This is a genomic window from Hyphomonas neptunium ATCC 15444 (assembly GCF_000013025.1).
Taxonomy (GTDB): Bacteria; Pseudomonadota; Alphaproteobacteria; order Caulobacterales; family Hyphomonadaceae; genus Hyphomonas; species Hyphomonas neptunia.
In genome coordinates, this window is the sequence record NC_008358.1 from 1,791,126 (window position 1) to 1,805,184 (window position 14,059).

The following is a 14,059-nucleotide window of genomic DNA, read 5'->3' on the forward strand; positions in this document are numbered from 1 at the left end:
AAAGGCGGCACGTGAGCCTCACCCGCGCCATCCTGATCGTGTCCTGGTGCCTCTCGCTGGCTACCATTCACGCGGTCGTGGCCTTCATTCTGGGCTATCTGATGCCCCGGAATGGAGGGATCGCGGAGCATATGCGTCTCTATGTGATGATCGTTGCGGGGGCGTCTGCGCTGTCAGCGGTCCTGGCCCTTCTGGCGATCATCTATGTGAAGGCCCTCTGGGGCGTGATGGCGCTTTCCTTCATCAGCGCCGGACTCTTTCTCTATGGCATGCTGGAGTATGCAGTGCCGCTTAATCTGCTGGTCATCGGTGTGCTGATTGGTCAGTTCCTGTTCTCTCGCTTCGCCATTGGCCTCAATGCCATCGACAATCCCGGCAAGCCCCGCATCAATCCTTCCGAAGAGTTCTGAAGTCCCATGTCCGACACTTTCAAGCTGAACATCGACGGCCAGGAAATCGAAGTGCCCAAGCATTACACGCTCATGCAGGCGTGTGAGGAAGCAGGCGCCGAGATCCCGCGCTTCTGTTACCATGAGCGTCTGTCGGTGGCGGGTAACTGCCGTATGTGCCTGGTTGAATGGCAGGGCGCGCCCAAGCCGATCGCCTCCTGCGCCCAGATCGTCGGCGATATGCGCCCGAACCAGGATGGCTCTGCGCCCATCGTGCGCACCGGCGGCGCCTATGTCGAAAAAGCCCGCAATGGCGTGATGGAGTTCCTGCTTATCAATCACCCGCTCGATTGCCCGATCTGCGATCAGGGCGGCGAGTGCGATCTTCAGGATCAGGCTGTCGCCTATGGCCGCTCGAACTCCCGCTTTGAGGAAAACAAGCGTGCCGTCGAAGACAAATACATGGGCCCGCTGGTCAAGACGATCATGACACGCTGCATCCAGTGCACGCGCTGCGTCCGCTTCGTCGCCGAAGTGGCGGGTGTCGAAGAGATGGGCATGATCAGCCGCGGCGAGAATGCCGAGATCACCACCTATCTCGAAAAGTCGCTGACCTCCGAGCTTTCCGGTAACGTCATCGACCTGTGCCCGGTCGGTGCCCTGACCTCGAAGCCTTACGCCTTCAACGCGCGCCCCTGGGAGCTGCGCAAGACCTCCTCCATCGACGTGATGGACGCCATGGGCGCCGCCATCCGGATCGACGCCAAAGGCGACGCCGTGATGCGCATTCTGCCGGAGCTGAACGAAGAGGTGAACGAGGAGTGGCTTTCGGACAAGTCCCGCTTCGTCTGGGACGGTCTCGGCCGCCAGCGTCTAGACCGGCCCTACATTCGCGAGAATGGCAAGCTCCGCGCCGCCACTTGGGGCGAAGCCTTCGAAGCCGTGAAAGCTGCCCTCGCGGTCGGCCCCGACAAGACCGGCATTGTAGCCGGCGACCTGATCGAGGTTGAGCAGGCCAAAGCCGCTCTGGACCTCTTTCGCAGCCTCGGTGTGAAGAACACCGACTGCCGCCCTGCCGGCGCCGGTTACGGCACCTCCGGCGTGCGTGAGCATTACATCCTCAACCCCACCCTGATGGGCGTGGAAGAGGCTGATGCTCTCCTGCTGATCGGCACAAACCCGCGCGTTGAAGCCGCTGTCTGGAATGCTCGCATCCGCAAGTCATGGCTCTGGGGCAACCTGAAGGTCGGCCTGGTGGGCGAGGCGGTCGATCTCACCTATCCGTATGAACATCTGGGCACCGGCCCTACCGACCTCGGCAAGCTTGCCTCGAGTGATTTCTACAAGGTGCTCAAGGACGCCAAGCGGCCGATGATTGTGGTCGGCGAGCGTGCGCTTGTTGGCCCGGATTGTCACGATTTGTCCAATTTTGTCCGGAAATTGTCTCAGGATGTCGGCGTTGTGACCGAGGGGTGGGCCGGTTTTGGCGTCCTGCATGCGGCAGCTGGCCGCGTCGGCGCGCTCGATGTGGGCTTCGTTCCGGCCGAAGGTGGTCTGGCGACGGCAGACATTCTCGGCGGCGGTCTTTCCACAGTTATCCTGCTGGGCGCCGATGAGATCGATCTCTCAAAGCTCGGAAATGCCAAGGTTATTTATGTTGGCTCCCATGGGGATGCCGGCGCCAGCCGCGCAGACATCGTCCTGCCCAGCGCCGCCTACACCGAAATGACTGCCACATACGTCAACACCGAAGGCCGGGTCCAGATGACCACACGCGCCACCCAGCCCAAAGGTGAGGCTCGCGAGGGCTGGGCAATTTTCCGTGCCCTTTCAGAGGTTTGCGGAAAACCGCTGCCCTATGACACAGCCGATCAACTGCGCGCGCTGCTGCGCGGCAAGGAAGGCGAAAATACCGTCTTCTCGGGCCGCGGATATGCGCCAGGCGCTCGCGGTGTCACGGCGCTCTCGGAGCCGGTTCCCGAAGTATCAAGCTCACTCTCAAGTGCGTCTTTTGCTGCTCCGGCTGTGGATTTCTACCTCACCAACCCCATTGCACGGGCATCCAAGACAATGGCCGAGTGTTCTGCGCTGGCAAGCCGCCTAGACACTCCGGTAGCGGCAGAGTAGGGCGGCGCCATGAGCAACGCGATCGAGTCTCTTGGCAGCCTCTGGGGCCCGCTGCTGGTGCTGGGCCAGATAGGCCTGTTCACCCTGGTGCTCTTGTTGTCGATTGCCTTCCTTCTGCTGCTGGACCGCAAGGTCTGGGCAGGGGTGATGATGCGCAAAGGGCCAAACGTTGTCGGCCCCTTTGGTCTGCTTCAGTCCTTTGCCGACTTTGGAAAATTCCTTCTGAAGGAAATCGTCATTCCGGCGGGCGCCAACAAGGCGGTGTTCATTCTCGCGCCGATCCTGACCTGTACGCTGGCTTTCGTGACATGGGCGGCCATTCCGGTGGCGCCAGGCACGGCAACCGGGACAAGTTGGGTCATCGCCAACCTGAATGTTGGCGTCCTCTACCTGTTCGCCATCTCTTCCCTGGGTGTCTATGGCATCATCATGGGCGGCTGGGCCTCAAACTCGAAATACCCGTTCCTGGGCGCCCTACGTTCGGCGGCACAGATGGTCTCCTATGAGGTATCCATCGGCTTCGTGATCGTCACGGTGATCCTGCTGGTAGGGTCGATGAACCTGACCACCATCGTGAACAACCAGGACGGCGGCATCCAGAACTGGCACGTGTTCAGCTTTCAGTATTTCCCGCTGATTGTCGTCATGGTGCCGATGTTCGTGATTTTCTTTATCTCGGCGTTGGCAGAAACCAACCGGCCACCTTTCGATCTGCCTGAAGCGGAGTCCGAACTCGTGGCGGGCTATCAGGTCGAATATGGTTCGACGCCGTATCTCCTCTTTATGCTCGGGGAATATCTCAACATTGTGCTCATGTGCGCGATGATGACGATCCTTTTCCTGGGGGGATGGCATGGCCCGATCTCGCTAGGACCGGAATTGACGGCAAATCTGCCGCCGTTGCTTCTCAGTCTTTCCGGGCTAGCCTGGTTCATGGGCAAGGTGCTGTTCTGCTTCTTCCTGTTCGCACTGGTGAAGGCCATCGTGCCGCGCTACCGCTATGATCAACTGATGCGTCTAGGCTGGAAAATCTTCCTGCCGACATCGCTGGCGGCGGTCATCATCGTGGCAGGTTATGTGACATTCGTGGGAGGTCTCTCATGAGCCTTGCGCAGACACTTCGCGGCGCGCTGCTGACAGATTTCATGGGCGCAGCCTGGATTGCGGTGCGGGAAATGTTCCGGCGCAAGGCGACCGTGAATTACCCGTTTGAGAAAAACCCGCTTTCGCCGCGGTTCCGGGGCGAACATGTTCTGCGCCGCTATCCGAGTGGCGAAGAGCGCTGCATTGCGTGCAAACTCTGCGAGGCGATCTGCCCCGCACAAGCGATTACGATTGAGGCTGAGCCTCGCGAAGACGGGGCGCGCCGGACGACGCGGTACGACATTGACATGGTGAAATGCATCTATTGCGGCTTCTGTCAGGAAGCCTGCCCGGTGGACGCCATCGTTGAAGGGCCAAACTTCGAGTTTGCAACAGAAACACGGGAGGAGCTGTTTTATGACAAGGAGCGCCTCCTCGCGAATGGCGACCGCTGGGAACGGCTGATTGCCAAGAATCTGGAATTGGATGCGCCGTACCGCTAAGGGCGGCGCTGGGTTGAAGCAGGGCCAGCCCAATCGGGTTATGGCGTTTATCAGGAAGGGGCGGACAGGCCGTGGCGTTGATCGCTTTCTCATTGATTGCGGCGATTGTCGTGCTTGCAGCGATGTTTGTCATCGCGGCGCGCAATCCCGTGCATTCCGTGCTCTGGCTAATCCTGACGTTCTTTTCGGCGGCAGGGCTCCTCGTCCTGATCGGCGCAGAGTTTCTCGCGATGCTGCTGGTTGTTGTCTATGTGGGCGCCGTCGCGGTGCTTTTCCTGTTTGTCGTGATGATGCTGGACGTGGACTTCGTGGAACTGAAGCAGGGCACCCTTCGCTATTGGCCCTTCGCGCTGCTGGTCGGCGTCATTCTCCTCGCGGAACTTGCGCTGGTGTCTGTTGCCGGCGACGCGATACCGGAGGGCAACATGAATGCCTCGCCGAACGCGCCGACAAATGCCGAAGCGATCGGATATGTAATGTACACAGACTACCTTCTGCTGTTCCAGCTGTCGGGTATTGTGTTGTTGATCGCCATGGTGGGGGCAATCGTTCTCACGCTGCGCCACCGCCCGCATATCAAGCGCCAGGATATTGCCAAGCAGACCGGCCGCCGGCGCGTGGACGCTGTTGACCTAAAAGACCCAACACCTGGGCAGGGGATCTGACGGATGGAACTCGGCCTACCTCATTATCTAGCCGTCTCGGCAGCGCTGTTCACGATTGGTGTCGTTGGCATCTTTGTGAACCGCAAGAACATCATCGTCATCTTGATGGCGATCGAACTGATCCTTTTGTCTGTGAACATCAATCTCGTTGCGTTTTCCGTCTTCAGCGGAACCATTGAGGGACAGATATTCGCAATGCTTGTGCTGACCGTTGCGGCCGCTGAAGCCGCGGTCGGGCTTGCCATCCTCGTCGTATATTTCCGTAACCGTCGCGACATCTCGGTTGAGAATGTCGACCTGATGAAGGGCTGATAAGGGTATGCTTCCTGATAGCCTTCTTCTTTTTATTGTTCTGGCGCCGGGCATCGCCGCTCTTTTTGGCTTGTTCCACAAGGTAGTCGGCGATCGCACTGTGATGCTTGTCACCACGGGAACCGTCCTGACGGCCGGTGCCCTTTCCCTGTTTCAACTGTTCGCTTATGTAGCCGGACTTGGGCATGTTGGGGCGCCGGAAGCGCATGCCGCCGTAGACGCCTATCTGACCGCCGGGCCCGCGCACAGCACGCAGGAGCTGAAGCAGCATATCATTACACTCATGCCCTGGATTGAAGTCGGGAACTTCAAGGCTAACTGGGCAATCCGGGTTGATGCGCTGTCGATTGTCATGATGGCGGTGATTACGGGCGTTTCTGGTCTCGTTCACCTCTATTCCTGGGGCTATATGAGCGAGGAGCCGCACAAGTCGCGCTTTTTTGCCTACCTTTCACTCTTCACCTTCATGATGCTCATGCTGGTGGTGGCCGACAACTTCATCCAGCTGTTCTTCGGCTGGGAAGGCGTGGGGCTCGCCTCCTATTTGCTGATCGGTTTCTGGTACACCAAGAAGGCGCCTAACGACGCGTCCATCAAGGCATTCGTTACCAACCGCGTCGGAGATTTCGGGCTGGCGCTCGGTATCATGGCTGTGTTCTTCGTGTTTGGCAGTGTCGAATTTGGTCCCGTCCTGGATGCGATCCGCACCAATGCCATCGTCACGCCGGTTGCTTTTGCAGAAGCCGCTCCCGCGCGGGAAGCGGTGATCATGTTCCTTGGGCAGCGCGTCTATGCGCTGGAGCTGATCGGCATCCTTCTGTTCATTGGTGCTATGGGCAAATCGGCTCAGTTCTTCCTGCATGTCTGGCTCCCAGACGCCATGGAAGGTCCGACCCCTGTATCCGCGCTCATTCATGCGGCAACGATGGTGACGGCGGGCGTGTATCTCGTCTGCCTCGTCTCACCGATTTACGAATACACGTTCTATGCAGCTGGCATGATCGCCCTGGTGGGGGCAGTCACGGCGCTCTACGCCGCCACCGTCGGCATGGCGCAGAACGACATCAAACGCGTGATTGCGTATTCGACCTGTTCGCAGCTTGGCTACATGTTCTTTGCCGCCGGTGTCGGCGCTTATGAAGCCGCGATGTTCCATCTTTTTACTCACGCCTTCTTCAAGGCGCTGCTGTTCCTCGGGGCCGGCTCGGTCATCCACGGTATGCACCATGAACAGGACATGCGCCGCATGGGCGGGCTCGCGAAGTTCATGCCGCTGACCTATGCGGCGATGATGATCGGCACGATCGCCATCATCGGCCTCGGCATTCCGCACACGAAGTTGGGCTTTTCAGGCTTTTTCTCAAAGGACGCCATTCTCGAAAGCGCCTTCGCTGGTGGCACAGCGCAAGTCATGTTCGGCCAAATGGCATTTTGGTTTGGTCTGCTAGCGGCGTTTCTGACCAGCTTCTATTCCTGGCGCCTCATTTACATGACCTTCCATGGACCGCGGGTTGTACTCGAAGATCATGGCCACGATCATGCGCACGCGGATGAGCACGCTGAGGATGACCATCACGGTCACGATCACACGCCGCACGAAAGCCCGATGGTGATGCTTATCCCATTGGCGCTCTTGAGCCTCGGGGCAGTTTTTGCGGGGTTCTATTTCTACGACGCATTTGTCGAGGCCAATAACGAAGCCTTCTGGGCGGGCGCGATCTATCGCGCTACGGAAAACCACGTACTGCACGATCGCCACAATGTGCCGGAATGGGTTCTATGGGCGCCGCTTGTCGTAACGATCGCCGGCTTCGCTCTGGCGAGCATGACTTACTTCTTCAATCGCGGTGTTGGTGCGCGCATCGCCGCAAGTGGTGGCCCGCTCCACTCGCTTTTCTCCAATAAATGGTATTTCGACGAGATCTACCAAGCCACGCTGGTTCGCGGGTCAGCTTTCCTCGGCAATATATTCTGGAAAGCAGACAAGAAGATCATTGATGGTGCCGGCCCTGACGGAATGGCTGCGCTTGCAGGCATTGGCGCCCGGCGTCTGGCAAAAATGCACACGGGTTATCTGTATCACTATGCCTTCGTGATCATCGGGGCGGCCATCGTATTTGGCGCGATCCTGTGGTTGCGGGCAGGAGGGGCCAACTGATGGGCGGTTTCCCCATTCTTACCGCGATGACGTTCCTGCCGTTGATCGGCGCGTTGCTCATCGTTCTCGTCCGCGCGGCCACTGCAGGAAGCCGCGCTGCGGCGGATGATGGTCGTCAAAACCGTGCCATCCTCATGGCTTCGCTGATTATTTCAGCAGCGACTTTCGTGCTGTCTGTTGCGGCGTTTCTGTCGTTCGATCCAGGGCAGATGGGTTATCAGCTGGTCGAACAGCACGCGTGGTATGGTCCGATAAGCTATAAGCTCGGTATCGACGGGCTTTCCATGTCGCTGATCCTGCTCACGACGTTTCTGACGCCGATCTGCCTTCTGGCGAGCTGGAATTCCATCGACAAGCGCGTGACTGAATATGTCGTCGCATTTCTGGTGCTCGAGACATTCATGATTGGTGTCTTTACGGCGCTCGATCTGGTGCTGTTCTACATATTCTTCGAGGCTGGCCTGATCCCGATGTTCCTCATCATCGGTATCTGGGGTGGGAAAGACCGTATCTATGCCTCGTTCAAGTTCTTCCTCTACACGCTGATCGGCTCACTGCTGCTTCTGGTGGCCGCGATCTACATGATCCAGGTGGCCGGTTCAGCCGACTTCGAAGTGCTCGAGCAGTTTGCGTTTGATCCGGGCGTTCAGACCTGGCTCTGGCTTGCCTTCTTGGCGTCGTTTGCCGTCAAGCTGCCGATGTGGCCGGTTCACACATGGTTGCCGGATGCGCACGTTCAGGCGCCAACGGCCGGGTCGGTTGTCCTCGCCGGTGTCCTGCTGAAAATGGGCGGCTACGGCATGCTGCGCTTTTCATTGCCGATGTTTCCCGATGCCAGCGCATACTTCCAACCGATGATGTTTGCCCTTGCGGTCATCGCGATCATTTACACGTCGCTTGTCGCCTGGCGTCAGACGGACATGAAAAAACTCATCGCCTATTCGTCGGTCGCGCATATGGGCTTTGTTACGCTCGGTATTTTTGCCTTCAATGAAACGGGGATACAGGGCGCCATCTTTCAGATGCTGAGCCACGGCCTGATTTCCGGCGCGCTGTTCCTGATCGTGGGTGTCGTCTACGACCGCATGCACACTCGCGAGATTGCAGCCTATGGCGGCCTGGTTGGCCGCATGCCGATCTATGCCGGCTTCTTCATGTTGTTCACCATGGCCAACGTAGGTTTGCCCGGAACAAGCGGGTTCGTAGGAGAAATTCTTACGATGATAGGTGGCTTCCAGGCAGCAACATGGGCAGCCTTTGGCGCGGCATTCGGTGTGATCTTTTCTGCCGTCTACATGCTGACGCTTTATCGCCGCACCGTCTTCGGTGAGATAACCAATCCACTGCTTGAAGACATCAAGGACATGAACCGGATCGAATGGGTCTGCATTGCACCGCTTGCAGTCCTCACAGTTCTTTTTGGTGTTGCCCCCAACCTCATTTTCGCCGTCACCAATGGTGCTACAGGGCGCATTATCGCGCTCATGGCGGGAGGCCAGTAAGCCGATGCTTGATACTCAATCCATCATACAGGCCATGGCTCCAGAGCTTTGGCTCGCCGCATCCGGTCTCATGCTGGTGCTCGTGGGGGCAATCGTTGGAGAGCGCTTCAACAGCCTTTCCTATAAAGTCGGCGCACTCGTCATGTTTGGAGCAGCCGCACTTTCGGCCATGCATCTTCAGGGCGGCGAAGCCTTCAATGGCCTCGTTAAAACAACAACGTTCACGAACTTTACGAAGGTAATCAGTTTCACCCTGGCAGGTGTGGCAATTTTCCTCTCCGAAGGGTTCCTGCGCCGGCATGAAATAAGCCGATATGAATACCCTCTGCTGATGGTCCTTGCTTCGCTTGGTATGGGCATCATTCTGTCGGCAAATAATTTGATGACGCTTTATATGGGCATCGAAACGCTGAGCCTGTCGTCATATGTGCTGGCAGCGTTCCACCGAGATTCTGCACGGTCGTCTGAAGCGGGCCTCAAATATTTCGTGTTGGGCGCACTTGCCTCCGGCATCCTTCTGTATGGTGCCTCACTGGTTTACGGGTTCACCGGCACAACCTCATTTGATGGCCTGACTTTGGCGGGTGAATCCGTGGGCGCCATGTTTGGCATGGTGCTGATGATCGTCGGTCTCGCGTTCAAGATTTCCGCGGCCCCGATGCACGTCTGGACACCTGACGTGTATGAAGGTGCTCCGACGCCTGTTGTCGCTTTTTTTGCTTCAGCGCCAAAGTTTGCGTCCCTTGTTGTCTTCGCCAACGTGATGTTCACGCTTTTTGGAAGCGTCATGGACCAATGGCAGCTTATCGTGGCGATCATTGCCGGACTGTCGATGATCGTTGGCTCGCTCGGTGGCCTGACGCAGAATAATATCAAGCGTCTTCTGGCGTATTCCTCGATCGCCAATGTTGGCTATGCGTTGGTTGCGGTTGCTGCGGGGCAGGTTCTCGGCGCGCCGGCACTTCTGACGTTCTCGACCATTTATGTCATCTCATCGCTTGGCCTGTTTGCCGGAGTACTTGCGATGCGCCGCCGGGGCGGCATGGTTGAAAATATTCAGGAACTGGGCGGCCTCGCGCGACGCCAGCCAGTCTTTGCAATCGCGATGACCGTTTTGGTGCTCTCGGTTGCGGGATTGCCTCCGTTCGGCGGCTTCTTCGGCAAGTATGAGGTGCTGCGCGCAGGTGTCGAAGCAGAGCTCGTGCCATTGGCTATCATTCTGGTGATCGCTTCCGTTGTGTCCTTGGGGTATTATCTCCGCTTGCTGAAAGTCATGTGGTTCGATGAACCCAAAGAGACTTTTGAGCGTGTGGATGTGACGGTTCTGGGCACCGTTGTCGCTTGCGCCGTGATCGCCGGTGTTGTGTTCATGATCTTTATCGGGGAACTCGGCACGGGTGGTTGGGCCAGCTATGCTGCTTCGGGACTTCTCCCTTGAGCGCTTCCTGGCCACTCTACCGGTTCGAAGAAATTGACAGCACCAACACAGAAGCGAAGCGCCGCGCGGCTGAGGGCAGCTTCAATAATCAATGGATTGTTGCCAGCACGCAGACGGCGGGACGTGGACGGCAGGATCGCGCCTGGTCTTCTCCTGTAGGAAACATCTTCACTACAGCACTCTTCGCGGAGCCGGGCGGCATTTCAGTGGCGCTTCGAGTGCCGTTTGCTGCTGCTTTGGCGGTGGTTGATACGGTGCTCTCTGTCGCGCCGGCCGCTCCTGTGCGTGTGAAATGGCCCAATGATGTGCGTGTCGATCACCAGAAAGTGTCCGGCATTCTGGTTGAGACTGGCGGAGCAGGAGACCGGCTGTGGATCGCGGCAGGTACAGGCATCAATGTTGCCTATGCGCCGGACAACGTTGGCCAGGGCGCGACAAGCCTCAATAGGTTGAGTGCGCAGGTTCTTGATTTAAAAGAAGTATTGGATTTCTATCACTCTGCTTTCGAAGCCCGACTGGCTCAGGCTAAGGTGACCTTTGATGGTGTGCGCAAAGACTGGCTAAAATATGCTGAGGGCCGCAACGAAAAGGTATCTGTTAGGGTCGGGGACACATACGAAGAGGGGGTATTCGAGGATCTCGAACAGGATGGTGCCCTTCGTCTTCGGTTGCCGGATGGAAGCGCGCGCATCATAAGGGCCGGCGAAGTAAACCTTATTGGACGAGCGTAACGCATGCTTCTGGTTATCGACGTTGGGAACACCAATACTGTTTTTGCGCTCCATGATGGTGAGCAGTGGGTCAATCAGTGGCGCAGCGCCACGGATTCAACAAAAACGGCGGATGACCATGCCTCGTGGCTTTGGCGGCTGGCTGATATGCAAGGCGTTGATCTGTCTCGGGTTCAAGGATGCGTTGTTTCATCCGTTGTGCCGCACGCTCAGTTCAACTTTCGCAATTTGGCGCGGCGCTATTTGAACGTCGAGCCCTTGTTCATCGGGGAGCCGGGATTGAAAACCGGCATGGCGGTCAGAGTGCGTCACCCCGAACAGGTCGGTGCCGACAGGATCGTTAGCGCCTTGGGCGCTCATGTAGCGTATCCCGGTGATCTGATCGTAATCGATAGCGGTACAGCAACGACGTTTGATATTGTTTCAGCGGATGGTGCGTTTGAAGGTGGCATCATATCCCCAGGCATCTATCTCTCTATGAGAGCCTTGCATGATGCCGCCGCGCAATTGCCGCGGATTGCGATTCAGAAGCCGCCGCAGGTCATAGGTAAAGACACTGTGTCTGCCATGCAGTCAGGTGTGTTTATAGGGTATATTGAACTGATTGATGGTCTCGTTCGGCGCATCAAAGCCGAATGGGGGCGTCCGATGACCGTGATTGCAACAGGGGGCGTGGCGTCTCTCTTCGAAGGAGCAAGCGAAACCATCGATTACTACGATCAAGACATTCTTATCCGGGGGCTATTGGAAGTCTGGAAGCGGAACCGTTGACACTGAAGGAGACCACAATCGATCAGTCCAAGGACGAGCTCGTATTTCTTCCCCTCGGCGGTTGCGGCGAGATCGGAATGAACCTCAATGCCTATGGATATGGCCCGCCAAACGCGCGGCGATGGATCATCGTTGATGTGGGTGTCACATTTGGGAACTCGGATACGCCGGGAATTGACCTGATCTGTGCGGACCCAGATTATCTGATAGGGGAGCACATCGACGCAGTCTTCCTGACGCATGCTCATGAAGACCATATTGGGGCTGTTGGGCTTTTGTATCCGATGCTCAAGACGAAGGCGCCGATTTACGCAACGCCTTTTACATGTGAACTTGTTCGGTCCAAGATGGACGAGCGCGGCGTGGACCAAAAATGGCTGAAAACGATCTCGATGGGTGGAACTGTCAAGGCGGGTCCTTTCGAGGTTACGTATGTTACCCTCACCCACTCGATACCTGAGCCCAACGCACTGGCCATCCGCACTCCAGCGGGGATAGTTCTTCATACGGGCGATTGGAAAATCGACCCGCAACCTCAAATCGGTTCGAGCACAGACATTAGTGGTCTTACAGCGCTAGGGGATGAAGGCGTGCTCGCGATGGTTTGCGACTCGACCAACGTGTTTGAAGGCGGCGAAGCCGGGTCTGAAGAAACAGTGCGACAAGGGCTCATCGAGCTTATTGCCGAACAGACGCAGGCTGTGGCTGTCACAACTTTTGCGTCCAATGTTGCGCGCGTTAAATCCATCATAGACGCTGCGAACCAGGCAGGCCGTAGCGTTTGTCTCGTGGGGCGCAGTATGCACCGCGTGACAGCTGCGGCGAAAGCCGTGGGGATACTTCCGGCGCGCCTTGATTTTGTGGACGAGAGCGAAGCGGGTTATTTGCCAGCGGAGAATATCCTTTATCTCTGTACAGGGAGCCAGGGAGAGGCCAACGCGGCGCTCTCGCGAATAGCGCGCGGAGATCATCGTCATGTGGCGCTACGCGAGGGGGATAGTGTCATTTTTTCCTCTCGTCTGATCCCCGGCAATGAAACCAGTGTCTACAGTTTGCAGAACACATTGGCGGAGAACGGAATAAAGGTAATCACTCCACGGATGGTTCCCCAGACGATCCATGTGTCTGGTCACCCCTGCCGTGATGAGCTGCGGCGAATGTATCAATGGGTCCGCCCCAGAATTTCTGTGCCGGTTCATGGTGAGCGCCGGCATATTCTTGAACATGCATCCTATGCGCGATCCCTTCAGGTTCCTGAGGCAATCGCCCCCAGAAACGGAAGCCTCATCCGCCTCGCGCCAGGTGAGGCGGAGATACTCGATGAAGTGCCGGCAGGACGACTCTTTCTGGATGGCAATCGGCTGGTTCCAGAGGGCGCGCAGGGATTGGTTGAACGCAAACGGTTGCATAATAGCGGCGTAATATTCGCCACCGTCAGTCTCGACCAGGCCGGACGGCCGGTCGACGGTCCCGTTGTTGTGGCTAAAGGACTTTCGGAAAAAGACGGAAGGGTCGCTGAGGAAAGCCTCGAAATCCTTGATGAGGCGGCGGAAGCTGCCGTTGCTGGTTTATCAAAGAAAGATCGCAATGATGATGAAGCGATCGAGCGATCAATAGGACGGGCTTTGCGTAAAGCGTGTGATGTCAATTTCGGCCTGAAGCCGGTGATTGAAGTGGTTGTGCTGAGGAGCTGAGATAGCAATGAGCGAATTCAAGATCGGACCCCTGAATCATGTGGGGGTAGCTGTTCCCAATATTGAGCAAGCCTGTGAGACGTATCGCTCGCTTTACGGTGCGACGGACATCACCACGCCATTTGACATGCCGGAGCAGGGCGTCAAAGTTTGCTTTGTGAATTTGCCCAACAGCCAGATTGAGCTGATCGAGCCTCTGAGTGAGGCTTCGCCGATTGCGAATTTCCTGAAGAAAAATCCGGCAGGCGGCCAGCATCACGTCTGTTTCGAAGTCGCGGACATTAATGAGGCCGTGACCGAGATGGAAAAGCGTGGCGCAACTGTGCTCGGTAAGCCGCGCATAGGGGCTCACGGCACGATGATCATTTTCGTTCACCCCAAGAACTCCAACGGCGTTCTGGTGGAGCTGATGGAAACGCCCAAAGGGCACCACTGATGGGCATAGCAGGCGCTACGATTGTTTTTGTTCTTGGCTGGTGGATCAGCTTCTTTGCCGTATTGCCGATAGGCGTGAAGGGGCAATGGGAGGATGATTCCACTGTCCCTGGTACGGAAGAGGGCGCTCCAAAACAGCCAATGCTTTTGAAAAAGGCCCTATGGGCAACGATCGGCGCTGTTGTGATTACGGCGGCCGCTGCTGTGGTTGTTCCTCTCCTGCTTGCGGAACAGCCCTAGCTGCGGCTAGT

Annotated in this window: 14 protein-coding genes; all 14 read left to right on the forward strand. The window is 57.3% G+C overall.

What is annotated here, in order from left to right; genetic code table 11:
• The first annotated feature begins 11 nt into the window (after positions 1 to 11).
• The 14 genes from HNE_RS08640 to HNE_RS08705 all read left to right on the forward strand — a co-directional run bounded on the left by HNE_RS08640 (position 12) and on the right by HNE_RS08705 (position 14,048).
• Positions 12 to 410: a hypothetical protein gene (locus HNE_RS08640; RefSeq protein ID WP_011646754.1), complete on the forward strand. Its 399-nt coding sequence runs from the start codon at positions 12 to 14 to the stop codon at positions 408 to 410.
• A 6-nt stretch (positions 411 to 416) separates the two neighbouring features.
• Positions 417 to 2,516 carry an NADH-quinone oxidoreductase subunit NuoG gene (gene nuoG, locus HNE_RS08645; RefSeq protein ID WP_011646755.1) on the forward strand — a complete coding sequence of 700 codons (2,100 nt, stop codon included), beginning with the start codon at positions 417 to 419 and terminating at the stop codon, positions 2,514 to 2,516.
• 9 nt (positions 2,517 to 2,525) lie between these two features.
• Entirely contained in the window at positions 2,526 to 3,620 is a 1,095-nt protein-coding gene (nuoH, locus tag HNE_RS08650; RefSeq protein ID WP_011646756.1) for an NADH-quinone oxidoreductase subunit NuoH, read from the forward strand.
• Positions 3,617 to 4,102 carry an NADH-quinone oxidoreductase subunit NuoI gene (gene nuoI / locus HNE_RS08655; RefSeq protein ID WP_011646757.1) on the forward strand — a complete coding sequence of 162 codons (486 nt, stop codon included), beginning with the start codon at positions 3,617 to 3,619 and terminating at the stop codon, positions 4,100 to 4,102. The genes nuoH and nuoI overlap by 4 nt, the downstream gene beginning before the upstream one ends.
• Positions 4,103 to 4,173: 71 nt before the next feature.
• A complete protein-coding gene (locus HNE_RS08660; RefSeq protein ID WP_011646758.1) occupies positions 4,174 to 4,767 on the forward strand; it encodes an NADH-quinone oxidoreductase subunit J in 594 nt (197 codons plus the stop codon).
• Positions 4,768 to 4,770: 3 nt separating this feature from the next.
• On the forward strand, positions 4,771 to 5,079 hold the full coding sequence (gene nuoK, locus HNE_RS08665; protein ID WP_011646759.1) for an NADH-quinone oxidoreductase subunit NuoK: 309 nt from the start codon (positions 4,771 to 4,773) through the stop codon (positions 5,077 to 5,079).
• A 7-nt stretch (positions 5,080 to 5,086) separates the two neighbouring features.
• A complete protein-coding gene (gene nuoL / locus HNE_RS08670; RefSeq protein WP_011646760.1) occupies positions 5,087 to 7,237 on the forward strand; it encodes an NADH-quinone oxidoreductase subunit L in 2,151 nt (716 codons plus the stop codon).
• Positions 7,237 to 8,739 carry an NADH-quinone oxidoreductase subunit M gene (locus HNE_RS08675; protein ID WP_011646761.1) on the forward strand — a complete coding sequence of 501 codons (1,503 nt, stop codon included), beginning with the start codon at positions 7,237 to 7,239 and terminating at the stop codon, positions 8,737 to 8,739. The genes nuoL and HNE_RS08675 overlap by 1 nt, the downstream gene beginning before the upstream one ends.
• Positions 8,693 to 10,177 carry an NADH-quinone oxidoreductase subunit NuoN gene (nuoN, locus tag HNE_RS08680; protein ID WP_233352031.1) on the forward strand — a complete coding sequence of 495 codons (1,485 nt, stop codon included), beginning with the start codon at positions 8,693 to 8,695 and terminating at the stop codon, positions 10,175 to 10,177. The genes HNE_RS08675 and nuoN overlap by 47 nt, the downstream gene beginning before the upstream one ends.
• Positions 10,174 to 10,908, forward strand: coding sequence for a biotin--[acetyl-CoA-carboxylase] ligase (locus tag HNE_RS08685; protein WP_035591196.1), 735 nt, complete (start codon positions 10,174 to 10,176; stop codon positions 10,906 to 10,908). Before nuoN ends, HNE_RS08685 begins: the two co-directional genes overlap by 4 nt.
• 3 nt (positions 10,909 to 10,911) lie before the next feature.
• Positions 10,912 to 11,679, forward strand: coding sequence for a type III pantothenate kinase (locus HNE_RS08690; protein WP_011646764.1), 768 nt, complete (start codon positions 10,912 to 10,914; stop codon positions 11,677 to 11,679).
• Positions 11,676 to 13,373, forward strand: coding sequence for a ribonuclease J (locus HNE_RS08695; protein WP_011646765.1), 1,698 nt, complete (start codon positions 11,676 to 11,678; stop codon positions 13,371 to 13,373). The genes HNE_RS08690 and HNE_RS08695 overlap by 4 nt, the downstream gene beginning before the upstream one ends.
• Before the next feature lie 7 nt (positions 13,374 to 13,380).
• Positions 13,381 to 13,809: a methylmalonyl-CoA epimerase gene (gene mce / locus HNE_RS08700; RefSeq protein WP_011646766.1), complete on the forward strand. Its 429-nt coding sequence runs from the start codon at positions 13,381 to 13,383 to the stop codon at positions 13,807 to 13,809.
• Positions 13,809 to 14,048 carry a DUF1467 family protein gene (locus tag HNE_RS08705; protein ID WP_011646767.1) on the forward strand — a complete coding sequence of 80 codons (240 nt, stop codon included), beginning with the start codon at positions 13,809 to 13,811 and terminating at the stop codon, positions 14,046 to 14,048. Before mce ends, HNE_RS08705 begins: the two co-directional genes overlap by 1 nt.
• The last annotated feature ends 11 nt before the right edge of the window (positions 14,049 to 14,059 follow it).